The organism is Planomonospora sp. ID82291, assembly GCF_015711645.1.
GTDB lineage: Bacteria > Actinomycetota > Actinomycetes > Streptosporangiales > Streptosporangiaceae > Planomonospora.
Map to the genome: position 1 here is coordinate 194,950 of NZ_JABTEX010000001.1, position 25,273 is coordinate 220,222.

21 protein-coding genes and 2 tRNA genes are annotated in these 25,273 nt (G+C 70.7%); 14 read left to right on the top strand and 9 right to left on the bottom strand.

The window, feature by feature from the left end:
• Positions 1–130 precede the first annotated feature (130 nt).
• Together HS045_RS00860 and HS045_RS00865 are read left to right on the top strand one after the other, a co-directional pair.
• Entirely contained in the window at positions 131–3,442 is a 3,312-nt protein-coding gene (locus HS045_RS00860) for a BTAD domain-containing putative transcriptional regulator (protein ID WP_196449269.1), read from the top strand.
• Between the two features lie 64 nt (positions 3,443–3,506).
• Positions 3,507–5,033: an MFS transporter gene (locus HS045_RS00865; protein ID WP_196449270.1), complete on the top strand. Its 1,527-nt coding sequence runs from the start codon at positions 3,507–3,509 to the stop codon at positions 5,031–5,033.
• Positions 5,034–5,060: 27 nt separating this feature from the next.
• Here the strand turns inward: HS045_RS00865 and HS045_RS00870 are convergent, their stop codons facing one another.
• The gene (locus tag HS045_RS00870; RefSeq protein WP_196449271.1) at positions 5,061–5,273 is read right to left on the bottom strand and encodes a hypothetical protein; all 213 of its coding nucleotides are present in this window, start codon (positions 5,271–5,273) and stop codon (positions 5,061–5,063) included.
• A gap of 176 nt (positions 5,274–5,449) precedes the next feature.
• On the opposite strand from HS045_RS00870, the gene HS045_RS00875 reads away from it, so the two are divergent.
• The 8 genes from HS045_RS00875 to HS045_RS00910 all read left to right on the top strand — a co-directional run bounded on the left by HS045_RS00875 (position 5,450) and on the right by HS045_RS00910 (position 13,215).
• Positions 5,450–5,659 carry a hypothetical protein gene (locus HS045_RS00875; RefSeq protein ID WP_196449272.1) on the top strand — a complete coding sequence of 70 codons (210 nt, stop codon included), beginning with the start codon at positions 5,450–5,452 and terminating at the stop codon, positions 5,657–5,659.
• Positions 5,660–6,223: 564 nt separating this feature from the next.
• A complete protein-coding gene (locus tag HS045_RS00880; protein WP_196449273.1) occupies positions 6,224–6,559 on the top strand; it encodes a hypothetical protein in 336 nt (111 codons plus the stop codon).
• Between the two features lie 122 nt (positions 6,560–6,681).
• Positions 6,682–6,993 (top strand): hypothetical protein, encoded by a 312-nt coding sequence (locus HS045_RS00885; RefSeq protein ID WP_196449274.1) that lies wholly within the window; start codon positions 6,682–6,684, stop codon positions 6,991–6,993.
• Between the two features lie 93 nt (positions 6,994–7,086).
• Positions 7,087–8,211, top strand: a complete 1,125-nt coding sequence (locus HS045_RS00890; RefSeq protein ID WP_196449275.1) for a phosphotransferase family protein — start codon at positions 7,087–7,089, stop codon at positions 8,209–8,211.
• The gene (locus HS045_RS00895; protein ID WP_196449276.1) at positions 8,204–10,546 is read left to right on the top strand and encodes a lanthionine synthetase LanC family protein; all 2,343 of its coding nucleotides are present in this window, start codon (positions 8,204–8,206) and stop codon (positions 10,544–10,546) included. The genes HS045_RS00890 and HS045_RS00895 overlap by 8 nt, the downstream gene beginning before the upstream one ends.
• A 3-nt stretch (positions 10,547–10,549) precedes the next feature.
• Positions 10,550–10,873 (top strand): hypothetical protein, encoded by a 324-nt coding sequence (locus HS045_RS00900; RefSeq protein ID WP_196449277.1) that lies wholly within the window; start codon positions 10,550–10,552, stop codon positions 10,871–10,873.
• Between the two features lie 282 nt (positions 10,874–11,155).
• Positions 11,156–11,797, top strand: coding sequence for an ABC transporter ATP-binding protein (locus HS045_RS00905; RefSeq protein WP_196449278.1), 642 nt, complete (start codon positions 11,156–11,158; stop codon positions 11,795–11,797).
• Entirely contained in the window at positions 11,794–13,215 is a 1,422-nt protein-coding gene (locus tag HS045_RS00910; protein WP_196449279.1) for a DUF6297 family protein, read from the top strand. Before HS045_RS00905 ends, HS045_RS00910 begins: the two co-directional genes overlap by 4 nt.
• 84 nt (positions 13,216–13,299) lie before the next feature.
• Here HS045_RS00910 and HS045_RS34005 read toward each other — a convergent pair whose 3' ends face one another.
• The 3 genes from HS045_RS34005 to HS045_RS00925 all read right to left on the bottom strand — a co-directional run bounded on the left by HS045_RS34005 (position 13,300) and on the right by HS045_RS00925 (position 15,447).
• Complete coding sequence (locus HS045_RS34005; protein ID WP_196449280.1) at positions 13,300–14,301, bottom strand: methyltransferase; 1,002 nt, start codon at positions 14,299–14,301, stop codon at positions 13,300–13,302.
• Positions 14,302–14,702: 401 nt separating this feature from the next.
• Positions 14,703–14,775, bottom strand: a tRNA-Ala gene (locus HS045_RS00920).
• A 138-nt stretch (positions 14,776–14,913) separates the two neighbouring features.
• Positions 14,914–15,447 carry a TIGR03086 family metal-binding protein gene (locus HS045_RS00925; RefSeq protein WP_196449281.1) on the bottom strand — a complete coding sequence of 178 codons (534 nt, stop codon included), beginning with the start codon at positions 15,445–15,447 and terminating at the stop codon, positions 14,914–14,916.
• 64 nt (positions 15,448–15,511) lie between these two features.
• Here HS045_RS00925 and HS045_RS00930 point away from each other — a divergent pair, with 64 nt between their 5' ends.
• Positions 15,512–17,287, top strand: a complete 1,776-nt coding sequence (locus tag HS045_RS00930) for an asparagine synthase-related protein (RefSeq protein ID WP_196449282.1) — start codon at positions 15,512–15,514, stop codon at positions 17,285–17,287.
• Between the two features lie 172 nt (positions 17,288–17,459).
• Here HS045_RS00930 and HS045_RS00935 read toward each other — a convergent pair whose 3' ends face one another.
• Positions 17,460–17,933, bottom strand: a complete 474-nt coding sequence (locus HS045_RS00935) for a rhodanese-like domain-containing protein (protein WP_196449283.1) — start codon at positions 17,931–17,933, stop codon at positions 17,460–17,462.
• Positions 17,934–18,003: 70 nt separating this feature from the next.
• On the opposite strand from HS045_RS00935, the gene ftrA reads away from it, so the two are divergent.
• The gene (gene ftrA / locus HS045_RS00940; RefSeq protein ID WP_196449284.1) at positions 18,004–18,990 is read left to right on the top strand and encodes a transcriptional regulator FtrA; all 987 of its coding nucleotides are present in this window, start codon (positions 18,004–18,006) and stop codon (positions 18,988–18,990) included.
• Positions 18,991–19,058: 68 nt separating this feature from the next.
• Positions 19,059–20,321, top strand: coding sequence for a serpin family protein (locus HS045_RS00945; protein WP_196449285.1), 1,263 nt, complete (start codon positions 19,059–19,061; stop codon positions 20,319–20,321).
• 73 nt (positions 20,322–20,394) lie between these two features.
• Here HS045_RS00945 and HS045_RS00950 read toward each other — a convergent pair whose 3' ends face one another.
• The 3 genes from HS045_RS00950 to HS045_RS00960 form a co-directional block, all read right to left on the bottom strand.
• On the bottom strand, positions 20,395–21,228 hold the full coding sequence (locus tag HS045_RS00950; RefSeq protein WP_196449286.1) for a hypothetical protein: 834 nt from the start codon (positions 21,226–21,228) through the stop codon (positions 20,395–20,397).
• A gap of 107 nt (positions 21,229–21,335) precedes the next feature.
• Positions 21,336–22,076 (bottom strand): cyclopropane-fatty-acyl-phospholipid synthase family protein, encoded by a 741-nt coding sequence (locus HS045_RS00955; protein WP_230883380.1) that lies wholly within the window; start codon positions 22,074–22,076, stop codon positions 21,336–21,338.
• A 105-nt stretch (positions 22,077–22,181) separates the two neighbouring features.
• Positions 22,182–23,162 carry a diacylglycerol kinase family protein gene (locus HS045_RS00960; protein ID WP_196449288.1) on the bottom strand — a complete coding sequence of 327 codons (981 nt, stop codon included), beginning with the start codon at positions 23,160–23,162 and terminating at the stop codon, positions 22,182–22,184.
• A gap of 178 nt (positions 23,163–23,340) precedes the next feature.
• On the opposite strand from HS045_RS00960, the gene HS045_RS00965 reads away from it, so the two are divergent.
• Positions 23,341–24,900 carry a hypothetical protein gene (locus tag HS045_RS00965; protein WP_230883381.1) on the top strand — a complete coding sequence of 520 codons (1,560 nt, stop codon included), beginning with the start codon at positions 23,341–23,343 and terminating at the stop codon, positions 24,898–24,900.
• Positions 24,901–25,090: 190 nt separating this feature from the next.
• On the opposite strand, the gene HS045_RS00970 is transcribed toward HS045_RS00965, so the two are convergent.
• Positions 25,091–25,163, bottom strand: a tRNA-Ala gene (locus tag HS045_RS00970).
• Positions 25,164–25,273 lie beyond the last annotated feature (110 nt).

Consider the following 25,273-nt stretch of genomic DNA (forward strand, 5'->3'; position numbering starts at 1 on the left):
GCGGGTCTCCGCAGGTCGTCACGCGGGCGCGCCGGATCGAGCCGTACGGGAGCCTTCCGTACGGCTCGCCCGCGTTCCGGGCCGCTTCCCGGAGTCGCCGGATCCCCCGCGTCCTGGGACAATCCCCACCATGCGGTTCGGTGTCCTGGGGGCTCTGGAGGTCCGGCGCGGCGACGGGCGGACGGTCGCCGTCGGCGGGCCCCGGCTGCGGGCGCTGCTGGCCCTGCTGCTGCTCGACGCGGGCCGGGTCGTCACCGTCGAGCGGCTTCTCGACGGCCTCTACGGCGACGGCCGGGCCCCCGGCGACTCCGTGGGCGCCCTCCAGGCGCAGGTCTCCCGGCTGCGCGCCCTCCTCGGCGACCGGGGCGACGGCGCCGGCGCCGGCGGTGACCTGATCGTCCGCCGGCCGGCGGGATACCTGATCGCCGTCGATCCCGCGACCGTGGACGCGTGCCGGTTCGAGCGGCTGGCCGCCGAAGGCCGCCGGGCGCTCTCCGCCGGTGCCCCGGAGCGTGCCTCGGCGCTGCTGGAGGAGGCGCTCGGCCTCTGGCGCGGGCCCGCGCTGGCCGACGTGGGCGACGCGCCGTTCGCCGCGGCGCAGGCCGTACGGCTGGAGGAGGCGCGGCTGGCCGCCGCCGAGGACCGCGCGGAGGCCGAGCTGGCGGTCGGCCGCCCCCGGGAGGCGGCGGCGGCGCTGCAGGAGCTGGTCGCCGCGCACCCCCTGCGGGAGCGGCCCGCCGGGCAGCTCATGCGGGCGCTGTACGCGTGCGGCCGGCAGGCCGACGCGCTGGCCGTGTTCGAGGGGATCCGGCGGCGGCTCGCCGAGGAACTCGGCGCCGACCCGTCCGCCGTGCTGGCCGCGACCCACCTCGCGGTCCTGCGGGGCGATCCCTCCCTCGTCCCCGCCGCGGCCACCGGCGCCGTGAGCGCCGCGGGTCCTGCCGAGCGCTCCGCGCGCGGGCTGCCCGCCCACCTCACCCCGCTGATCGGCCGCGCGGACGAACTGGAGCGGATCCGGGCCCTGCTCGGCGGCGGCCGCCTGGTCACGCTCACCGGACCCGGGGGGACCGGCAAGACCAGGCTCGCCACCGAGGCCGCCGGACGCCTGGACGGCGAGGTCCGCTTCGTGGAGCTGGGACCGCTCGGCGACGGCGCGAAGGTGCCGCAGGCGGTGCTCAGCGCGCTCGGACTGCGCGAGACCGTCCTGCTCTCGGCCCCGAACCGGCAGCAGTCCGCACCCGACCCGACCGGCAGGCTGGTCACGGCGCTCGCCGGCCGCGACGTCCTGCTGGTCCTCGACAACTGCGAGCACGTGGTGGACGACGCCGCCCGGCTCGCCGACCGGCTGCTCAGCGCCTGCCCGGGGGTGCGGGTGCTGGCCACCAGCCGCGAGGCGCTCGGCATCACGGGTGAGGTGCTCTGCCCCGTCCCGCCCCTGGAACTCCCCGGGCCGGGTGACCACCCCGGACGGGCGGCCGCGGTCCGGCTGTTCGCGGAGCGGGCCGCGGCCGTGCGGCCGGACTTCACCCTGGACTTCGGGGCGGACCCCCGCGGGGATCCCGGCGGAGAGTCCGGTGCGCACGGCGCCACCGCCCGCGCCGTCGTGCAGATCTGCCGGTCCCTCGACGGTCTGCCCCTGGCGATCGAGCTGGCCGCGGCCCGGCTGCGCTCGCTCACCGCAGTGGAGATCGCCGCCAGGCTCGACGACCGCTTCCGGCTGCTGTCACGCGGCAGCCGTACGGCGCAGCCCCGCCACCGGACGCTGCACGCGGTCGTGGGGTGGAGCTGGGACCTGCTGGACGAGGACGAGAGGACGATGGCCCGGCGGCTGACCGTCTTCGCGGGCGGGGCCACCCTCGAAGCCGCCGAGCGGGTCTGCGGGGTGGACGACGCCGACGGCGTCCTCGCCTCCCTGGTGGACAAGTCCTTCGTCGAGGTGGTCGGCGGCCGCTACCGGATGCTGGAGACGATCCGCGCCTTCTGCGCCGAACGGCTCGCCGAGGCGGGCGAGGAGGAGCGGCTGCGCCGGGCCCACCTGGACCACTTCCTCCTCCTCGCCGAGACGGCCGACCCCTACCTGCGCCGCGACGAGCAACTGGAGTGGCTGCAGCGGCTGGACCACGAGCACGACAACCTGCACGCCGCGCTGCACCGGGCGGTCAAGGCCGGGGACCTCGGACCGGCCCTGCGGCTGCTGTCCGCCCTGACGTGCTACTGGTGGCTGCGCGCCCTGCGCAGCGAGGCGGCCTCGCTCGCCCGCGACCTGCTGGACCGGCTCGACGCCGATCCCCCGGAAGGGCTCGCCGACGAGTACGCGGTCTGCGTGATGACGGCCGTCGTGAGCGGCGGCGCGGGCCCCCGGGTGGAGGCCCGTCTGGAGACCGTTCGCACGATCATGACCGAGCGGGAGGACATGCCCCGGCATCCGTTCGCCAACGTCCTGTGGGCGATGGTCGCCGGCCCGCCGGAGCCGGAGGTCGCCCAGGAGATGATGCGCCGCTGGGAGCGGATCGGCGCGGACGACCCGTGGCTGTCGGCGGTCTCCCACTTCGGGTGGGCGTACTTCCGGCTGTTCGACGGGGATCTGGAGGAGGCCGGGCAGGAGTTCTCCCTCGCGCTCGCGGGTTTCCGGTCCGTCGGCGACCGGTGGGGCATGACGCAGGCGATCTCCGGCATGGCCGACATCGCCGGCCGGCGCGGGGAGCGGGCGAGGGCCTCCTCGCTGACGGACCGGGCACTGGCCCTCGCCGAGGAGCTGGGCGCCACCCTCGACGTGGCGGAGCTGCTGCACCGCCGCGCCGACGGGCGGCTCCGCGACGGGGACACCACGGGGGCGCGCGCCGACTACGAGAGGGCGGCCGGGCTCGGACGGCGGGCGGGCGCCTGGGAGGTGCTGGCCGCCGCGCACCTCGGGCTGGGCGAGATCGCCCGGTTCCGGGGCGACCTGGACGAGGCGCGCCGCAGGTGCGAGGCGGCGCTCGCCGCGTGCTCGACGGGATGGTTCGACGTCGAGGAGACCCGGACCCGGGTGTGCGTCGCGCTGGGGTGGGTCGCCGAGACGAAGGGCGACGCGGCCGAGGCCCTGGCCTGGTACCGGCGGGCGTTCACGGGTTCCGGGTTCGGGCGCGGGACCCGCGACCTGTCCCTGGCGGCCCGCGTCGCCGAGGGCCTCGCCGGGGTGGCGCTGCTGGAGGGGGACGGCGAGCGGGCCGCCCTGCTGCTGGGCGCGGGCGCCGCGCTGCGCGGCCTCCCGCCGGTGGAGGATCCCGACGCCGCCCGGGTCGCCGCCCGGTGCCGCGACCTGATCGGCGCCGCCGCCTACGAGGCGGCCCGCGCGCGGGGCGTCGAGGCGGCCCGCGCCCGCAGGCCCGTCCCCGGCGCCGCACCGCGGCCGACGCCGCTCGCCGTCATCGGCGAGCACCTGTCAGCGCTCGGTCGGTGATCCGTCCCACCGCCTGTCAGCGCTCGGTCGGTGATCCGTCAGCGCCGTCGCCGACGCTGACGGCATGAGAAACGACTCCCGCAAGTGGGGCACGCTGGTGATCGCGTGCCTGGCCATGCTGATGCTCTCCGTCGACCTGACCGTGCTCCACCTCGCCGTGCCAAAGCTGGTCGAGGACCTGGCCCCGTCGGCGACCCAGCAGCTCTGGATCGCCGACGTGTACGGCTTCGCCCTGGCCGGGCTGCTGGTCACCATGGGCAACCTGGGCGACCGGATCGGGCGCAGGCGGCTGCTGCTGATCGGCACGGCCGCGTTCGGCGCCGCCTCCCTGCTGACCGCCTACGCCTCCAGCCCCGAACTGCTCATCGCCGCCCGGACGCTGCTGGGCGTCGCGGGGGCCACCATCATGCCCTCGACGCTCTCGCTGATCCGCAACGTCTTCACCGACGCCGCGGAGCGGACCACCGCGGTGGGCGTCTGGAGCAGCATCGGCGCGGCCGGGTTCGCCCTCGGCCCGCTGGTGGGCGGTGCCCTGCTGAACGAGTTCTTCTGGGGCTCGGTCTTCCTGATCAACCTGCCGGTGGTCGCGGTGATCCTCATCGCGGGGCCGGCCGTGCTGCCCGAGTCGCGCAACCCGCGTCCCGGCCGGATCGACCCGGTGAGCGTGCCGCTGTCCTTCGCCGGGATCGTCGCGGTCGTCTACGCGCTGAAGGAGGCCGCGCACGGGGGCGCCGGCCAGACCTCGGTGACCGTGGCGGCCGTGGTCGGCGCCGTCGCGCTGGCGGTGTTCGTCCGCAGGCAGGCCCGGCTGACCGAACCGCTCATCGACGTGCGGCTCTTCCGCAACCGCGCCTTCTCCGCCGCGGCGGGCGCCACGCTCGTCGCCATGTTCGCCATGATCGCCATGTCCCTGCTCTTCGCCCAGTACTTCCAGCTCGTCCTGGGCTGGTCGCCGCTGGCGGCGGGCCTGGCGGGCCTTCCCGGCGGGGTGGGGGCCGCGATCGGCGGCTCGGCCGCGGGCGCGCTGATCACCCGGATGGGACGCGCCCGGACCGTCGCGCTGGGCATGGCGCTGGCCGCCGCCGGGTTCGCCCTCTACAGCCAGGTGGGCCTGGAGCTCCACTACCCCTACCTCGCCGCCACGATGATCCTCACCAGCAGCGGCATCGGGCTGACCTTCGCCGTCGTCAACGACACCGTCATCGCCTCGGCGCCCCGGGAGCGCGCCGGAGCCGCCGCGGCGATCTCCGAGACCGCCGGCGAGATGGGCGGCGCCCTGGGCATCGCCGTCCTCGGCACCGTGCTGAGCAGCGCCTACCGCGGCGGGCTGGAGCTGCCCGCCGGACTCCCCGCCGGAGCCGCGGAGCAGATCCGCGACACGCTGGGCGGCGCGCTCGCCACCGCCGCGACCCTGCCCGGGGAACTCGCCGGAACCGTCACCGGGGCCGCGCGGCAGGCGTTCGTCGACGCCCTGCAGACGACCGTGCTCACCGGGGCGGGCATCCTCGCCGTCCTCGCCGTGGCGTCCCTGTTCGCGCTGCGGGGCGTGCCCAAGGTCCTCGACGAGGCCCCCGAGCCCAGCTCCGTGTGAATCCGGGTGGCGGAGAAGGGCGGCTCGTCATGCCGGGCTCTCTTCCGGGAGGAGGATCGTTTTCCCGGGGAGCCGCCCGGCCTCGGCGTCGCGGTGCACCGAGGCGGGCTCGGCGAGTGGACGGGACGCCTCCACGCCGACACGCACCACGTCGAGGTCGAGGTCGAGGTCGAGGTCGAGGTCGACCAGCTTCACCAGGGCGGCGATATGATCGGTGCCGTTGCGGGCCACGAAGCGCACCGCTTTGAGCAGCGGTTCCGCGAGGTGCGCGACCTCGGTCCGTGGCTGACACCAGCACACCGCCCGGCCGGACCGGGGGCGCCGGCTCCGCGACCTCGGAGGAGCCGACCGCGGTGAAGTTGGGCAGCGCATCGACCGATTCGTCCATGGCCTCGGTGACAGCGGTGGTGTAGGCGATGATCCGGTCCGGCTCCCAGCAGCCGGACCGTCTCGGCGCTGCGGAGGCCGGCGGTGGAGACGACCTGTTCCGGCAGGTCCGCCGGGAGGACGACGAGATCCCGGTCGAGCTGATCGAGATCTCGTCAACCATCCACGGGCCGACCCGGCGGGCGGTGCCCGCTACCAGGATGAACTCGCCCTCGCTGCTTGATCAGCACAGTCCTTGAGAAAGAGCTGCACCCAGAGGCGACCAGCCGCCCTGCACCGCCGGCTCAAGGCCCTGCCACGGCGTGATGCCTTCCTCGGCGATCGCGCCGACGAGCGAGGACACGGCCACCGCGAGATCCGCCGTATGAAGATCTGCGCCGCCCGGCCCCTATCCCTCTCCCGCGCGGTCCAGGCCATCCAGATCAAACACCGCCGCACCGACCACCGCACCGGCAAGACCAGGCATCGTCACCGTCTACCCGCCATGGCTTGGACCGCCTGCTCGGCTGGACCGCCATCACCGCTGCCGCCGATCACTACCGCGGCCATCCCGAGGATGGTCTTCAGCCGCCCGGTCTCAACGAGTGAGAACGCTCCGGCCCTGCACTCTGAGCTGCGGATTCAGAGCGAAAAAGCTCTATCACATTCAGCCCGCACAATATCACTTTCTGCGATAACGGGAGGCAGATAGGCGAATTCACACACCGCGACAAGAGGGCAATGTTTAACGGACCACGGAACATTGACATTTGACATGCATGCATGTTCCAATCTGACAAAACCCCCAGAGACGGAGGCGAGGCATGATGACACCGACTGCGATCACGCCACCCCCTGACGCGCATGCGACACATGATCCGCAGATCGCGAGGGACGTGAACAGCGCCCTTCACGGCATCGACGGCTTCTCTGAGTTCACCGCAGCCGCCAACGGATTCATCAAGGGCGAGGTTGACATCGAGAAGGCCCTTGAGCTCATGCTCCCGTTCCTTCAGGGAGACATCTGCCAGGACGAGGAGGAGCGCAAGCGGATAATTCAGCTGGGCCAGACGATCGAGGCGAAGTGCGGCTGGGTGTCGATCGGCGCGACCATCACCGCATGCACGGCCGCCTTCAGCTGCTCCATCGCATGCTGCTAGGAATGACCAACAGCTCGCCCAGCGCTTCCGCCGTACAACCCTAACGGCGCACCGGGATCCGCCCGAGAGTACTTCCGGGCGGATCCCCGGCATTGTCCACGTCATTCCAAGGGGCGCTTTCTGTGACTTTCAAGAATCCCGTACCGGAAGGCTATGACGCATTAGAGCAGATCAAGCTGGAGATGGAAACCATCGACGGCATGAATGAGTTCACCGCAGCAGCAAGAGGCTTCATCCGCGGCGACTCGGAACTGGACGACACAACTGCGGTGATGATGCGTTTCCTTCAGGGCGACGGTTACGGAAACGCGGACGAGCGGAAGCGGATCATCGAACTCGCACAGACGGTGGAGGCCCGGTGCGGATGGCTCGCAGTCACCGTCAGCATCGCCGCGTGCACGGCTGCCTTCAGCTGCTCCATGGCGTGCTGCTGAACTGTGCCATGGGGGACGGACGCCGCACCGGCAGCCCCCGAGCCGTCGTCCAGCGACCGAATCGGGTTCTGGCCGCTTCTAACGGAGATCAGCGTGGAAATCACCACCCAGCCCATCCACCCCACCCCGGAGAAGGCCACCTTCACCGCTGACCGGCCGGCGCTCGACGAGATCTCCGCAGTCCGGCAGCTCATCACCTGCGGAGCACTGAGCCCGGAGCAGGCAATCGACTCGCGGCTGACGATTATGGACGAGTCACGTCGGTGTCGGTGTCTGATCGTCAGGTTTGAATCCGGGGGATGGGCTGTCAAGCAAGGCACGACGGCCGAGACGGGGGAGTCGATCCGACAGGAGGCCATGGTTTACCAAGCGCTCAAGCCCACGACGTTCGCCCACCATCTCCCGGAATTCCTGTCATACGACGAAGACCGAGGCCTGTTGGTCATCGAGTACGTCGTGGGTGAGTCACCGCGAGAGGCGTACACGGCGGAACGGGAACGACGTGCTGCCATCGCAGTCTCCATCGGTGCCGCCCTAGCCCGGCTGCACCGGATAGACGGGGATCTCGGCCTCATGCCAAAGCCGGCTCCCCCGATATTGCGTTGCGGTTATCCAACGCCGGCTTCGGTCGAGTTCCATAGCCGGGCATCTCTGCAGATCATCCAGGCGATCCAGTCGAACGAAGCACTGATGTCAGTACTCAACTCGGTCCGTGCGCAGTGGACACCCGAGGTGATCACGCACAACGACCTGCGCGGCGACAACATAATCATCCGAGAATCCGGAGAGCCAGTCTTCATCGATTGGGAGATGGGTGGACCAGGTGACCGCCGATGGGATATCGCAGGCCTACTCGCCGAACGTCTGGTCTGGTGGCTGACCGATCCCGACTTCTGGGTTCCGAATAATCCCAGCGAGACGGCCAACGAGGCCGCCGCGATCGGAATGAAAGAGATACGGGAGTTCTCGCACTCCTTCCTCGGCAGTTATCTCACAAATTTCTCCGGCACTCTCGACCTCGGCCGCGCCGGCCTTTCCGGCCTAATGACATGGTGTGCAGCCAGGCTAGTGCAGTTTGCTATCGAGAACACACACCAAAGAAGCGTCCCACTTGCAACATCACGGCAATTACTACAGATAGCGGCGAACATCAGACTGAATCCCGATGTTGCCGCCAGAACCTTTTTCGGATTGGCGCTGAATGATGTCAATGACTGATTTCCATCGGCTCGCCGGCGCCGCCCTCAGTGCCGTATCGGTATCCAATGGATACGAACTTTCATGGTTCGGCGAGGTTGTGGACGAGATTCGTCCGCTGCCAGACGAGGGGATGATGCGAGAGGCGACGGCGTCATTCATCGGCCGACTGCTCTACAGAGGTTTCTATCTATTCGGATGGCCACAACGAGATCTGTCGGCATTCCGTGAATCCATGCTGGAGGGCTCGCCCTCGACCCGGTCAGCACGGTTCATCAACGCGGCTGTCTACACCGCTCGTCACATCGCTTCCTCCACCGTGCGACGTCCACTCGAGAAATTCTACGGTGAGCCCGCAATCGAACTGGACGGAGCAAAGGTCCAGATCGCCCTGCCTCAGCCTCAGGATCGCTCTCGCCCGGATTGGATCGAGGTGCAGATCCCTGGTATCTCACTCACCAGGTCTCCGGGCTTCGTTCTGTTCCGGAGCCCGCATGGGCAGCCGGGCTCCGACGGTCAGCGGCTCGTCCGTCTCTACTGGAATGTGACCGCCGTCGGTGCGCTTGAACTGATCACGCTTCTCACCCGCGAACTCGACGGGCGGGGCATGCGTTACCAGTTCAAAGTCGTGCACTCCGATACGGACTGGCCTGAACGCGCTGACACCGGCGTCCTCTACATCGGTCACCGTGATCTCCTGAGCGCATGGACGGGTCTAGGGGAGGTGCACGACCGGCTTCTGCCAAGAATGCGGCCGTACATCCCCGCGTTGACGTGTCGTATTGGTTTGGGCCTCGGCCTAGCGGAAGATCCAGGAAACGGAGACAGTTACGGCATGTTCGTGTGTGACACGCTCGCCGACGGGCTGATGCGCGCACACGCCGACGGGTCAGTCGACCTTGAACGACGATTGATGCACGTTACGGACGTGTTTACGCGCAAGGGGAGGTCACTCGGCCGGCCGTATGCCGGAGAAGAGGTGGCGCGCACCGTCGTAGACCCTCTGCTCGGTATCGATTTCTCCCTGACATCCCGGCGGGCGACACCGCCCACATCTACGGTCCGGCCAAAAGCGCCGACCGACGACATGCTGATCGAACACGCCGACCGACTTGCCCAGCGGATCGCCCATGACGCCTTGTGGCACAGCGGTCGATGCAATTGGCTCAAGCCTCGTCCTGACTCGCAAGGGCGCGACGGCTGGGTTCCCATGGCGGCAGATCTCTACGGCGGCACCGCTGGAATAGCCTTGTTCTTCGCGTACCTCGCCGCCGCCACCGGTGATCGTTCGTACACCGATCTCGCCGCAGCCGCGTCCCGCCAAGCACTCGCCACTGCCACGTCTCTCTCTGGCGTCGGCCTGTACAGTGGCATGTCAGGGGTCGGCCTCACGGCCGCCCTGGTGGGACACGTGGTGGGCGAACCGGCACTTCTCGCGGACGGGTTCGAACTGGTCAGCCGATCCGCGAAACGAGCACTCGAAGCTGACGGTCCAATGCCTTTCGACGTGGTCGACGGGTTGGCCGGCGCCCTGATTGCCCTGGTCGGAGCACACGCGCTCGGAAGCCCCGACAGCATCGAACTGGCCGGCCCGATGGGCACGTTGCTGATGAGCCTGAGCGTCACAGACCGGTCGGGTGGCCTGTACTGGCTCGACTCGGCCCGTGGTGACACCATGGGATTCATCGGATTCGCTCACGGCGCATCCGGCTGTGCGCTCGCCCTGGCGGAGCTGGGACACGCAATCTGTGATCCGACCTTCCTCGAAGCTGCGGAACGGGCATGCCAGTACGAACGCTCCTGGTATGACGAGGTGGCGGGAAACTGGCGGGACGTCCGATCCATCCAGGAACGCGGCGCGGTGGAGAACCCCATACTGGGACCCGACGTCCACCGGTACGACTGGTGCTACGGCGCGCCTGGCATCGCCCTCAGCCGTACCGGATTGCTCTTGGACAGCGACCGGGTATCCACCGAGGTGGCCGACGACGCTCATATTGGCTTCACCAAGGCGAAGTCCGCCGGCGAATCCTTTCCCCGACTGGTGCACGACGTATGCGTCTGCCATGGCGCTGCCGGTATCGCGGAGATCCTGTCCTTCGCCCCCGAGGATCCCGCCGTCAGCGACCATCCACGGACAGCGCGCACCCTCACCCACCATGCGCTGCTCTCCCATCATGATGACCTGACGTGGCCGGGCGGGTATGGCCTGATGCTCGGTGCGGCCGGAGTCGGCATGGCCGCCCTCCGCCGAGTCGACCCCACAATCGTCTCGCCCCTGCTTCTCCTCCCACATCGATACAGCCAGACGAAGCCAGGAGAGCACGGCATCAGAGTTCTTCCCCCGAGGAGGTAGTCCGTGGAAAATGAGAGAGATGAGCAGCGCTTCGACCTGCCCGCCCTCATGGCTCAGCTTGAGCGCTCCATGTCCGGCGTGCGAGGGATAGATGAGTTCGTAGGGGCCGGTGCGGCATTCGTGAAGGGCGAAGAACAGGACATCGAAACGACCGTCGAACGGATGATGTCTTTCTTCGACGGGGAGGTCGGCGGATACTCAACTGAGCGCCAGCGGCTGGTTCTGCTCGCGCAGACCATGCGGAAGCGCGCTGGCGGCGTCCCGATCTTCATGTTGACGTTTACGACCTGCAGCGAGGTACTGTCCTGCTCGTATGCGTGCTGTTGAAGCACCTCCCTGATCTCGAACGGCATTTCTCCACGGACCCTACCTCCGCGGCGCTCCGACGCTGAGCAGAGACGGCAGAGGTCACCGCCGCCTCCGATGGTGACCAGTGAACCGGTCGGCGATGCGTGACCGGCAGTACGTTGAACGGATCCCTTACCGGAACGCGGGCGAGAACTCCGATCAAGGTCCCCGACTCCGCACCGCTTCCGATGGACCTTGAATAGACTCAGTAGGCGTCCCCCGTCCTTTCCGCTCACGACGATAGCTGAATACGACACCGCAATGGACACATCGACAACACCAGACCTACTGCACATATCGGGCATCAGCAAGTTCTATTCCAATTCCCCCATCCTGAAAAACATCAGCTTCTCCCTGCTCCCCGGCGAGGCCCTGGCGGTCATTGGACCCAACGGTTCCGGGAAGACGACGCTGCTGAAATGCGTTGCGGGGATAGAGGGCATCGACGAAGGCGTGATCACGCTGAGCGGCAAAGAAGTCCGCGAATCGGATCCGGCCGTTCGCGCCGCGATGGCCTGCCTGCTCGACGACGCCGACTATTTCCCAGATCTCTCGGTGATCGACCACCTCACGCTCTATGCCTGGGCGCACGGCGCGGCGGATCCCGATGGAGTGGTCGAGTCCGTCATGCACGAACTGGATCTCCGCACGGCGGCGGATCAGCTTCCGATCACCCTGTCCAGCGGACAGCGCCATCGGCTCGGCCTCGCGTCCTGCCTCGTGCGTCCACGCCGTGTCCTTCTTCTCGATGAGCCGGAGCAGCGACTGGATGCCAAGGGACGGGCCTGGCTGACCTCACGATTTCAAGCAGAGAAGGCCGCCGGTGTCGGCATACTTTTCTCCTCCCATGACCCCGAATTGATCGATGCGACGGCTGACCGGATCATCGAGGTGCCGGCGTGACGATCGCCAGTGTCCGGCAGGCCGTTCCGCGGTCCGGTGAACTTCGCAAAAAGATACGATCCAAAAAACCGAGGCGCTCCGCGGGTTACATTCTGTCCGCGCTGATCGAACGTGGACTCTACGTCACGATTCTGGGGGGTCTGGTCCTGGAGATCGTTCGCGCAGGGCTCGGGCGAGCCGATCATGGTGCCACGGCGTTTGATGCCTCCAGGATGCCTCTGGTACAGCTGACGGCCGCCGTGGTCTCGATTTTGTGCCTGGTATTCTTCGCCAAGACATTGCTGGCGTTCGGCCCCCTGTACGTCGGAGCTCCGGCACGCGTCTGGATACTCAGCACTCCGGTCGACAGAGCTGGCCTACTCGTCGGCCGCCTCGCCGCCGCCGTGTCGATCGGTGCGGTCACATCCGCCGCACTCGGCATCGCCTTTCTCGCGATGACTCGCCTTGCGGTTCCTCTCGCAGCATGGCTCGCGATGTGGGCAGCGCTCGGCGTTACTGGAACGTGCGTCTGTGTCCTGGTTCAGGCGGCGGGGTACCGATCGGTGTACGCCGTCCAGCGCGGACTCAACACGGCGGTGTACACGCTCGTTGGCGTTGCGTCGGCGATCTTGATTCTGCGGTCCGGATACCTGTTGTCGAGTCTGGAGCGGGCCGGAACGGTCACGTATACGGTTTGGACGGTCGTGTCCCTGACCGCAGCCTCAATCGCATTCCGCTGCGCGTACCGTGGTCTGAGCACCCTGACGCGGGGAGCGGTGTCCTCCGGAAGCGATCTCGCGACAGCGACCCAGGTGTCCGTCCTGTCGCTGGACAGCACCTTCATCTCGTCCATCATCCTGGAACGGCGCATGCGGGCAGTGGCGCGAGTCCGGCCCGCTCCCATCAGCGGAAACCGCTTCGTCGCCTTGGTGAAGACCGATCTGGCCCGTGTGCTGCGCATGCCGACCGGCCTCTTCACCTGGGCCGCGCTGATCTCCGTGCCCTACGCCGCGCACGCCACCGGTCTGACCGCTTTCCTGCCGGCCGTGCATACGGTAGCCGGGTTCGTGGCCGTGGACAGATTGTCCGGCGGGCTCCGTATCATCGCTCGCTCATCCGCGATCCGGCGGGCCTTAGGCGGTTCGAATCACCTGCTCACTCTCGCGCATCTGGTGATACCTGCGGCGGGCGCGGCGATCTGGTCGGCGGCGACGGCGGCATTGATCTCCGATATCTCCGTCCTGACCGCCACGGTGTCGGCCGTCGGTGCGGTTCTCGTGGCGTACCGGGTGGCAACGAGACCACCGATCGACTACAGCAGTTCTCTGATCGATTTTGGCCTGTTCGGGCCGACACCGGTCGGTCTGATCTTGCAGCTTCTCCGCGGACCCGCCCTGTTGGTCGGGCTGTCTCTCGCGCAGACGGCACTGGCGGGATGACACTGACCTCTCTGTCACCTCGACCTGACCGGCGCGATCAGCACGGCTGGCGCCTTGAGCCGGAGTAACCTCCGGATTTCTCCTTCAATACAGTTCGAGCACCATTCGAGTAGGGGCACGATCCACCCGTGCGACGCTCAACCCTGCTTCGGCAGCCAATATCGAGATGTCCTCGACAGTTCTATCCGGATTTTCCATGGCAGCCTCCAGCCAGAGCGCCATCGCGGTGTCTGCTCGTTGGAGGTGTTCCGTCAAACAGACCTCGGAAACCAGGATTCTTCCGTCTTTCCCGGCGGCGTCGGCACAATTTCGCAGCAACCGGACCGCGCTGGCATCGTCCCAGTCGGCGAGAACACTCGAGAGCACATAGACATCGGCACCTTCAGGAAGCAGGTCGAAGAAGCTCCGGCCGATAACGGTCGCTCTGTCAGACATTCCAGAGTCAGCAAAACGCTGCCGCGCCACATGAGCAAAGGCAGGAAGGTCCAAAAGAGTTGCGCACAGATCCGGATATCTGGCGAGCAGCGCCTCGACTAAAGCGCCGGTGTTGCCACCCACGTCCACGACTGTACTGGCCGTACGCCAGCACGGGTGGTCCATCAGTAGATCGACGTCGAAAGCAAGTTCCGGTTGAGATTGCGAGGACAGCGCATCATCCGCATCCTCGAGTCCGTTGATATAGGACCATAGATCGGTACCATACATTCCATGATAAACTGATTCTCCCGTCCTCAGCGTGTGCATAAGACGGATCACGGAAAGCTCTGTCCTGCCGATGACTCCATCGATGTCCAGCTGCTCGAACGGCCATGGTGAAGTACCTTCCCGACGCAGCACGGATCCCATATCAGTGAGATGGTAACGACCGTCTTTGAAGTCCAGGATGTTCAGGCTCACCATGTGATCCATGAGTTTCCCTAGCGGCCGGGGACGGGCGCCGGTGCATCGGGCGAGTTCCACAAGAGACTGCCCGCCCTCTCCTATATGATCGGCGATGCGGAGAGTGGCTGCCGCCCGCACGGCCATAGGAGTGACCAGATCCGCCAATGCAATAATTCGCCGGTAGAGTTCGGCGTTCACCGTCACGGAGCCTCCCGTACCGTAAGCGCTCGACTGTGTGATGAATGTTCGGCCGGACATAAGATACCTGGACATCAACAGCCATGCCAGGTCGAAAACCGGCGCATTCACGGCAGATCAGACACGGCGACCGTAATTCGTGATCCGTTGCGTGTTTCCGCTGGTCGCAGTGCTGAGGTGCGAGCAGCAGGAAGCCGCCGCGATCATGCCGAGGTGTGAGACAAGGCCAGAACGCGGCGGCCCTGGCCGTCAACCTCGATGACTCACGGGATAGCCGCCCACACACGCTCGAAAAAGCCTGCCAGCGGTCACATCATCCGGGGAAATGACGAGGTCCCGCCCGATCTGAATGATCGGATGGGATCCCGTCGACGTGCTTCAGGCCGTCTCAAGAACGGCTCATGAGGTGGAGCTATGGGGATTCGAACCCCAGACCTCCTCCATGCCATGGAGGCGCGCTACCAGCTGCGCCATAGCCCCTCGGTGCGCACTCGGGGCGTTCACCCCGGCGGCACCACGCCAGTGTATAGGACAACCGCCCGCACCCCGTAACCGCCGGATGCGCCGGGGCGCCGGGGCGCGCGACCCGAGCGGGCGCGGACCGCGTCCGAGGCGCGATCAGGCCTTCCAGCCGGGATCCCGCCCGCTGATCCCGAGGGCCCGCTCGAACGGCGGGGCACCTTCGGGCACGGCGACCTCGTCGCCGAAGACCCCGTTCTGCCGCGCCATCGGCGCCATCCCGTCGACGTAGACGAACATGGCCTCGCCCGTCTCGACGTCCGGCTCGTAGTCCTGCCCGGTGGCCCGCGCCAGGTCCCAGCCGTGGAACACCAGGTCGCCCAGGGCCATCTGGAACACCACGGTCATGGGCAGCCCCATCAGCGGGCTCTCCCCCTCGAACGCCGACGGCTCGGCCCAGGCCGCGACCATGTCGCGGACGCGCTCCTCCAGCGCGGCGGGCTCGTCGTCCTGGGGCGGCACCGGTTCCTTGCGGGCCAGCGCGGCCATCATCGCCGCCACCCACGACAGGTGGCCGAGCAGGGCCCGGACGTCGTACTCCGCGCAGGGCGTGGGCAGGCCGAGCTGGTCATCGCGGATTCCGTGCACCACGTTCATCGTGCGGTCGGCGGCACGCGAAAGCATCTCGTTCATGACCTCCATCGTTCCCCACCGACCCTGGGTTGTCATGAAAAAACACGACATATGATCCAGGACCATGCGCGTGTATCTCGGCCTGGCGGCCAAGGACCCCAAGGCGGGCATCCCCGAGGCGGTGCTGCACACCGTCAGGGGCGCGATCGACGCCGCGTTCCCGGTCCCCCCGGAGGTCATCAGGGCCCGCGAGTGGCACCGCCCCGGCGTCTCCCTGTTCGCCTGGACCAACGAGCCCGACGACTCCCGCCGGCCCGAGCTGCTGTTCACCGAGCCCGACCGGGTGACCGGGGTCAACGGCCACCTGGCCGAGCCGCGGGAGGTCGAGCGGCTCGCGCACGCCCCCGAGCTGCGCACCGAGGACGTCGGCGGCTGCTTCTCGGTGTTCCGCGCCTCCCCCGGCGAACTCTGCGCGGCCACCGCGATCAACCGGGTCTGCCCGGTCTTCCACGCCGAGACCCCCGACCTGCACGTGATCGGCAGCCGCGCGCTCCTGGTCCACCTGGCCTGCGGCGGCGACCGGGTCTCCTGGGACGTGCCGGCGCTGCAGACGATGATCCGCCAGGGGTTCTTCCTCTCCGACGAGACGCCCTACGCGGGCGTCTCCGCGCTGCCGCCGTCGTCGACGATCACCGTCCGGGACGGCCGCCGCGCGGTCACCGCGGTCCCGCTCCCGGCGGCCGGACCCGCGCCCGCCTCGGGTCGGCGGCGCAGGGCCCTCGTCGGGGAGCTGGCCGAGGCGCTGCTGGCGACCGTGGCGCCGCTGCGCGACGCCGGCGAGCCGGTGAACCTGGCGCTGACCGGCGGCCGGGACACCCGCGTGCTGGCGGCCCTGCTGCACGCCGCGAAGGTGCCGTTCCGGGCCACGACGAACGGGCTCGACGACCACCCGGACGTGGTCCTCGCCCGGCGGATCGCCCACGAGCTCGGGGTCGGGCACACCGTGATCCCGCCGGCCCGCGCCGAGAAGAAGGACGCGGTCCTGGTGGAGCACCCGCTGGCGCGCACCTACGAGACGCTGCGCACCTGCGAGGGCATGACCTCGGCTTACGAGTCGATCGTGACCTACCTGCCCTACAGTGCCAAGCCGACCATGTCCGGGCAGAGCGGCGAGACCCTGCGCGCCGGGAGCCTGCTGCTGCTGCAGAGCGACCTGAGCGACAAGGCCCTGCGCAAGCGGATCGACACCACCTTCTTCGCCAAGGACGTGGCGCTCTTCACCGACGAGGCCAACGAGCACGCGCGCGGGCTCGCCGCGCCCTGGCAGGAGCGGCCGGACGCCATGGAGGCGCTCGACCACATGTACGTCTGGTACAAGATCGGCCGCTGGCAGGCCAGCGCCCGGGCGGGCTCGCTGCGCCGGGGCGACCCGGTGCGGCCGTTCCTGGACAACCGGGTGGTCCGGGCGGCACTCGCCCTGGACCAGTCGTGGCGGCTCTCGGAGGAGGTCATCCACGAGCTGATCGTGACGTTCGCGCCCCGGCTGCGGAACGTGCCGATCGAGGGCAAGCCGTGGCGTTTCACCGCGGACCGAAAGTACTACCCGTGGCAGCGCCGACCCGGGTTCCTGACCGCGCCGAAGACCGCGGGCGGCTGGAGCTGGCGGACCAGCCCGGGTGAGGCGCTCAGCGCCGTGCTCCGCGACCACGTCCTGGCCCACCTCGACCTGCTGTCCCCCATCGTCAGGCCCGACGAGGTCCGCAGGCTCTTCGCCGGCCCGGTCGTGAAGAAGCCGGGTACGGCCTGGCACCTCTATACGGTCGCCACCATGCTGAGCGGCGCCTACCCGGGCAAGGAGCCCGAGGGGCTGGAGCCGATCCGCGTCCCGATCCCGTCCTGAGCGCGGGCCCGCCGCCCTCTCCCGGGCACGGCGGGCCCGGCCCCGGCGGAGACGGCGGGCCCTGCCGTACCCGGCACGGCGGGCCGGGGCGCCGGCGCACGCGGGCGACGCCGGAGACCGGGACCGCCAACAGGCGTCAGCAGGCGCAGGCGACCGGGGCCGCCAGCAGGCGTCAGCAGGCGCAGGCGACCCCGGAGACCGGGGCGGTCAGGGGATCGGCCGGGCGGCGGGAGACCCCGTCGGCGGTCTCGACCGGGAAGCCCTCCCGGGCCCAGTACTCGAAGCCGCCCAGCATCTCCTTGACCGGGTGGCCGAGCCGGGCGAACTCCAGGGCGGCGCGGGTGGCGCCGTTGCACCCGGGGCCCCAGCAGTAGGTGACCACGGTCGCCCCGGCGGGCACCACCTCGGCGGCGCGGACGGCGATCTCCGCGGTGGGCAGGTGGACGGCCCCCGCGATGTGGCCCTGGTTCCAGCTCTCCAGGCTGCGGGAGTCGACCACGACGACGCCCGGCACTCCGGCGGCCAGGTCGGCGGCGACGTCGGAGGCGTCGGTCTCGAAGGTCAGGCGGGCGGCGAAGTGGGCGAGGGCCGCGGCGTTCGCGGCGGCGGGAACCGCGGTGACCGCGGACACGGTGGTTACGGACATGGGGAAATGCTGGCGCGTCCCGCACGGCGCCGCCAGTGGCGTGAACGACGTCCATCGCTAAGATCTCGCCATGGAGCTCCCCCTGCCCTCCCCGGTCCCGCGCGACGCGCGCCGTACCGTCTCCGTGCTGGCCTTCGACGGCATGGCCCCCTTCGAGCTGGGGTGCGTGGTGGAGATCTTCGGGCTGCCCCGGCCCGAGCTGGACCTGCCCTGGTACGAGCTCGCGGTCTGCGCGGAGAGCCCCGCGGACCTGCGGGTCGCGGGCGGGCTCACCATGCGGGCCCCGTACGGGCTGGAGGCGTTCGCCGCGGCGGACACGGTGATCGTCCCGGGGGTGCCGGACGTGCGGGACGAGGTCTCCCCCGGCGTGGTGGCGGCCCTGCGGACGGCGCACGGCCGGGGCGCTCGGGTCGTCTCGATCTGCTCCGGGGCGTTCGCGCTGGCCGCCGCCGGCCTGCTGGACGGGCGGGAGGCGACGACCCACTGGAGGTACGCCGAGCTGCTCCAGCGGAGGTTCCCCTCGGTCCGGGTCAACCCGGACGTGCTCTACGTGGACGGCGGCGACGTGCTGACCAGCGCGGGCAGCGCGGCCGGGCTGGACCTGCTGATCCACCTCGTGCGCGGGGACCACGGCGCGGGCGTGGCCAACACGGTCGCGCGCCGGCTGGTCATCCCGCCGCACCGCGACGGCGGGCAGGCTCAGTTCGTGCAGGCGGCGGTCGTCCCCGTCGAGGACGACGACGCGGTGGCCCGCGCCATGGACTGGGCCCTGAACCACCTCGCCGAGCCCATCACGGTCGCGGGCCTGGCCGGGGTCGCGCGCATGTCGCCGCGCACCTTCATCCGGCGCTTCGGCCGGCAGACCGGGACCAGCCCGCTGCGCTGGGTCGTCTCCCAGCGGATCGCGGCCAGCCTGCCCCTGCTGGAGTCCACCGCCGTCCCGGTCGAGGAGGTCGCCGCCGCGGTCGGCTTCGACAGCCCGGCGACCTTCCGCCACCACTTCACCCGGGCGATGCGCACCTCGCCGTCGGCCTACCGCCGCGCCTTCGGCGCCTGAGGACTCCGCCCGCCCCGGCCCATGAACCGCTCCTGAACCGCTCCGGTGTCCGGGACGTCTGTGAAGGCATGTACCGTCGACTGTTCAGTGCGCTGCTGGCCGTCGCCGCCCTCGCGGCCTGCGGCCCGACCGGGTCCCGCCCGGTCACCGCCGAGGGGGTGCGGCGCAACCTCTACGCCGGGCCGGGGCCGGGCCCGCCGGTGGCGAACCTGCGGCCCGGCCTGGCGGCGTTCGGCCACGCCCTGTTCACCGCCGTCGCCGATCCCGGCGTCAACACGGTGCTGTCCCCGCTGAGCATCGCCCACGCGTACGGCATGGCGCGGGCGGGCGCGGATCCCGCGACCGGGGGCGAGCTGGACGCGGTCTTCGGGTTCCCCCCGGAGGGACCCCACGCGGCGTTCAACACGCTGTCCCGGGTCATCACCACGACCGACGGCGCCCCTCCCGTGCCCGATCCGGGCGCCCGTCGCGACGCGCAGGAGTCCGCGGCCTCACCGCCGGTCGTCAGGCTCGCCTCCGGGATCTTCGTCCAGGACGGCCTCGCCGTCGGCCCGGAGTTCCTGCGCGTCCTCGCCGCCGAGTACGGCACCGGCGCACGCCAGGTGGACTTCGCCGCGGACGCCGCCGGGGCGATCGACGCCTGGGCCGAGGAGCAGACCGCCGGTCGGGTCAAGAAGGTGTTCGACGGGCTGGGCCCCGGCACCCGGCTGGTGATCGCGAACGCGCTCTGCCTGAAGGCCGACTGGGCCGTCCCGTTCACCGACCCGCCCGAGGAGGCCGCCGCCTTCACCCGCGCCGACGGCCGGGTGGTGCGCACGGACCTGGTGCGGGTGGCGGGGGAGTTCCCCTACGCGAGCGGACCGGGCTGGCAGGCCGTCGAGCTCGCCTATGCCGGGAGCGAGCTGGCCATGTGGGTCGTCCTGCCGGACGCGGGCGGTTCCGTCGGCGACCGGCTCGCCCCCGGGGCGCTCACCCGGCTGGCCGGGCGGCTGGAGCGGACCCGGGTCGAGGTCGTGCTGCCCCGGTGGGACTTCTCCACCGGCCTGGACCTGAAGGAGCCGCTGGAGCGGCTCGGCCTGAGGAGCTCCGGTTACCCCGGCATCGCCGACGGCCTCTTCCTGGACCGGGCGGTGCACAAGGCGACCGTCACCGTGGACGAGTGGGGCACCGAGGCCGCCGCCGTGACCGGCCTGGCCTTCCCCGCCGCCGCCCCCGCGCCCGCGGAAGCCGTGTTCCGCGCCGACCGGCCGTTCGCCTTCGCGATCGTCCACCGGCCGACGCTGGTCCCGCTCTTCCTCGGCCAGGTCGCCGACCCCACCGCGACCGGCTGACCGGCTGACCGACTCGGACGGGACAGGCCGGGCCCACCGCGCCCGGCGGGCACCACGGACCCGGCGGGCCGCGTCAGCCGCCGATGTTGAGCAGGCCCGCGTCGACCACCCGGCGGCCGAAGGGCCGGGCCAGCTCGGCCAGGCGGGCGAGCTCGTCGTCGGAGAGCGCCGCGTAGGCGGGCAGGGCCAGCTCGTCGGTACGGTCCTCGACCCGCTGCCGCAGGGCCCTCCCCTCCCGGGTGAGCTCGTCCCCGGCCAGCAGCCCGCGCCCGCGCAGCGACTCCTCCGCCGCCGCCCACTCCTCCGCGGGCCAGGCCCGGCTGACCTTCAGGAAGATCGTCGGGGTGGTCCCGGTGGCGCCGTGCAGGACCAGGGCCTCCAGCGGGCCGATCCCCTCGGCGAGCAGGGCCGCGACGTGCCCGTCGCCGCGGAACTCGCGCAGCAGGGTCTGGGCGTGCCACAGCTCCAGCAGCGGGTCGGACGGCCACGGCAGCGTGGCGTGCGCGGCGAACAGCGCCCGGCCCTGGAGGTGCTCGCAGGCGCGCTCGGCGGCCCGCCGGGCCAGCGCGGTCGTCTCGGCGAGGCCGGGGACCTCGTGGATCCCGCCCCGGCGCAGCGCGGCGCCCGCGGCCTCGTAGCGCGCCCCGATCATCTGGGCCGGGGTCACGACGTCCCAGGCGGCCGGGAGCGCCTTGCGCACCAGCGCGGGGCAGAAGTTGTAGAAGGTCGCGATGACCAGCTCCGGCGAGGCGGCGCCGAACGCCGCCGCGCGGGAGGCGAAGTAGCCCGCCTGGGCGTCGAGTCCCAGGGCGGCGTAGCGCTCGGCGGCCTCGGGGACGAAGTAGATCATCCCGTGGACGGGCTCCAGGCGGCGCCAGGACTGCCGGGCGAGCTGGGCGTCGGTCATCGTGCCTCCAGGAGTCGGCGGAGCAGGCCGTTCCGGCCGGGGTCCGCGGAGCCGCCCTTGGACCGACCGGCCGGTATGCAGAACCTATTCCTACTCTCCGGTAACCGTCAACGGCGGCGCAGCACGAAGACGCCCCAGCCCAGGTACCGCCTGCCGTACGCGACATGGGAGCGGCGGGCCCGCTCCAGGAACCCGCGCATCTCCGCGGCGTCGGGGTCCCCGGGGTTGGCGCGCAGCCAGTCGCTCACCGTCCACCACTGGCTCGCCGCGTAGCGGTCCCAGCTGTCGCCGTCGGCCAGGACCATCTCCAGCACCTCCGTCCCGGCCGCCTCGAACCGGTCGAACGTCCCGGCCAGCGAGGTGAAATCGTCCGGCCCGAAGCCGAACGCCTCGTACGCCCCGGCGGGCGGCTCGTCGACCCAGTACGGCTCGCCGACCAGGAGGATCCCGTCCTCGCCGAGCGCGGGGAGCATGAGCCTGACCGTGCCCTCCACGCCTCCCCCGATCCAGGTCGCCCCCAGGCACGACACGACGTCGTAGGAGCCCGGCTCGGCCCGGTAGGCCCCGGCGTCCCCCTTCTCGAACCGCAGCCGGCCGGCCACCCCGAGCTCCACCGCCCGTTCGTGCGCCGCGTCCAGGAAGACCTCGCTGATGTCGACGCCCGTGCCCTCGATCCCGTGCTCCAGGGCCCAGGTGCAGAGCATCTCGCCCTTTCCGCAGCACAGGTCGAGCACGCGCGTGCCGTGCCGGAGCCGGGCGACCTTCCCGAGCAGCGCCAGCTTCTCCTCGGTGAACGGGTTCAGGATGCGGTGACCGCTCTCGGCGATCTCGTGGAAACGCAGTGACATGCCCGCCATGCTGCCTGCTCGCGGTCCCGGGTCCAACCGGTTATCCGCCGCCCGGCACGCCCCCGGCCGGTGCGGCCGGGCACGGCGGTCACTCCGGCAGGGCGGTCACTCCGACGCGCCGTCCTTCGCGTCCCCGTCCTTCGCGTCCCCGTCCTTCGCGTCGGGCTCGTCGGGCTCGTCGGGCTCGTCGGACTCCGGGACCCGCAGGGTGAGCCCGCCGGGCACGACCTCGGCCCTGAGCTCGGTGACGGTCCCCTTGGCGCCGCCGTCCAGCTCGTAGGTCATCGGGGCGCCGAGCTTGACGGTGATCTCGCGGGCCCGGGTCATCCGGACGAACGGCGAGGAGTCGGAGCGGCTCACGCTCATCCGGCCGAGCGTGCGGGCCCACTGGAGGGGCCCCTTGGCGGTGGTCACGCCGACCTCCAGCCAGCCGTCGTCCGGCCGCGCGTCGTCGAAGGCCTCGATGCCGCCGGTGATCGTGCCGACGTTGCCGAACAGCACGCAGCTCGCCTCGCCCTCGAACCACTTCGTCCCGTCGACCTTGATCTTCACCGGGACGAGCTCCCCCCGGACGTGCCGCAGGCCGGTCCAGAAGTAGGCCACCCGGCCCATCCGGTCCTTCAGCCCCCGGTCGGCGTCTTTGATCATCTCCGCGTCGAAGCCGACGCCGGCCATCACCGCGAAGTGCTCGCCGTTGACCTTGCCCAGGTCCAGCTTCCGGTCCCGGCCGTGGAAGGCGATCCGCACCGCCTCCGGCAGGTCCTCCGGGATGCCGAGGTTCCCGGCGAACATGTTGGCCGTACCGGCCGGGATGATGCCGACGGTCACCTTCGATCCCGCGGCGGCGTCCACGCACCGCTGCACCATGCCGTCACCGCCCCACACGAGCAGCAGCCGAGCGCCCTCCTTGAGCGCCTTCTTCACCTTCTTCGGCGCCTTCTTGCTCTTGGGCACCTCGTACCAGAGGAGTTCCTCCACACCCTCGTCGGCCAGGAGCCTGCGCAGCTCGTCCAGTCCTCCGCCGAGCGACTTCTTCCGGTGGGCGACCACCGCGACCGTGCCGACCTGGGGCCGCTTGCGCAGCATGGCCGCCTCCTGTGCGTAACCGTCATCGGGACAGCCGACGGCTGCCCGGATCCGGAAGATCCAAACATCGCCCGTGCGACCCGGGTGGCAGACCGCCGGCCCGGTACGACCAGGGGGGTAGACGGTTCCGGCCCCTCGGCCGATGCACCGACGCCGCCCTCGGCCCGACGATGGCCCGATGACCGAGATCATCGCGGGACCCGGCATGTCCCTCCTGGAGATCCTGGCCGTGCTGGCCGCCGTGGCCCTGGTGGCGGCCCGCTGGTCGCCGGCCGGCGCCCGCCGGCCGGTCGCGCTCGCCGCCGCAGTGATCGTCGTGCCGGTCGGAGCGGTGCTGGCCGTGCTCGGGCTGCGCTGGCAGCTGCTTCCGGTGCTCGCGGGCGCCGCGCTCGCACTCCCGTCCGCCGTTCCCCTGCTGCGGCGACGTACCGGGCGGGCCCAGCAGCGGGCCCGGCAGCGGGTTCCGCGGCGGGCCCCGTGGTGGCCGGCCCTACCGGGATCGGTGGCGTGCCTCGCTCTGGTGGCCGCGGGCGCGGGGGCGGCGTGGGCGTTGCCGGTCCCGGCCTTCCCCGACCCGCCGGGCCCGCACGCGGTCGGCACCGCCGTCCTGCAGTGGACCGACCCGGACCGCCCGGAGACCGCCACCCCCGACCCCGCCGACCGGCGCACGGTCGTGGTCCAGCTCTGGTACCCCGCGCGGAGGACGCCCGCGGACACCGGGAGCGCCCGGAAGGCGCAGTACCTCGGGCGCACCCCGCAGGAGGCGCGCGTCGTCGCCCACGGCCTGGCCGACTATCTCGGCATGCCGGACCTCCTGGTCGACGGGCTTCCGCGCGCCCGCACGAACGCGGTGCCCGACGCGGCGGCGGCCGAGGGGGACGGGCGGTTCCCCCTCGTGCTGTTCTCCCCCGGGCTCGGCGGGGTGCGCACCCAGAACACCGCCTGGGCGGAGGACCTGGCCGGCCGCGGCTACGTCGTCGCGGCCCTCGACCACCCCTACGACTCCGCCACCGTCGTCCTCTCCGACGGCCGTACGGTCCGCACCCGGATCGCGGCCACCGGCGACCAGGCGGAGGACAGGAGGCGCGCGGCCGACTGGACCGCGGTCCGGGCCGCCGACCTCGGCTTCGTCCTCACCCAGCTCGGCCGGGTCGACCGCGGCGAGATCCCCGGCCCGCTGACCGGTCGCCTCGACACCGGCCGAGCCGCGGCGACCGGGCATTCACTGGGCGGGGCCGCCGCCCTGCAGGCCGCCTCCCGGGATCCGCGCTTCGCGGCCGTCATCGACCTGGACGGCTACCCCCACGGGCCCGTCCCGCGACCGTTCCGCCAGCCGGTGCTCGCCCTCACCCACCCCGTCGGCCCGGACGAGAACCCTGACTACATCCCCCACCTCACCCGGGTCCTCACGCTCAGCACCGCGGCGGGCTACCGGGTCACCGTCCCCGGCACCGCGCATCTCACCTTCACCGACGCGCCGCTCTACCTGCCGCCCGTGCCCTCACTGGTCGGCTCCCTGGACCGCGCCTCGGGACCGCGGATCACCGCCGCGGCCAGCGCCGCGTTCCTGGACGTCACGCTCCGCGGCGGCTCCGGCGACCTGGCGGGGCTCCTGTCGGCGTACGGCGAGCTCACGGTCCACCGCCCGGACGAGGGCGGCCGCCTCGGCGGCCCCGGGACCGGCACGGCCCCATCCGGCGGGCCGACGAGCGGGATCAGCCGGCCGGCGTCGAGGTAGCCGGCTGCGGCCGACGGCCCATCGGGCAGCGGGCGGGTCGGCGAGGGATCCGACCGAGAACCCACCGCCCGGTTCGGGCCCGCCCGACGACCGCGCCGACCCGGAAAACGACGAGATCCCGCCCGATCGAGGTGATCGGGCGGGATCTCGTCGACTTCTTCTCTCAGGCCGTCTCGAGAACGGCCCAGAGTGGAGCTATGGGGATTCGAACCCCAGACCTCCTCCATGCCATGGAGGCGCGCTACCAGCTGCGCCATAGCCCCTTGCGACGCAGAGAAATACTAGCCCACTCCGGACCCTCCACGCGCCACGGTCCCCCGCGGGTGAACGACGGGAGGGTCCCCGCGTCACGCGCGGAGGACCGTGATACGGC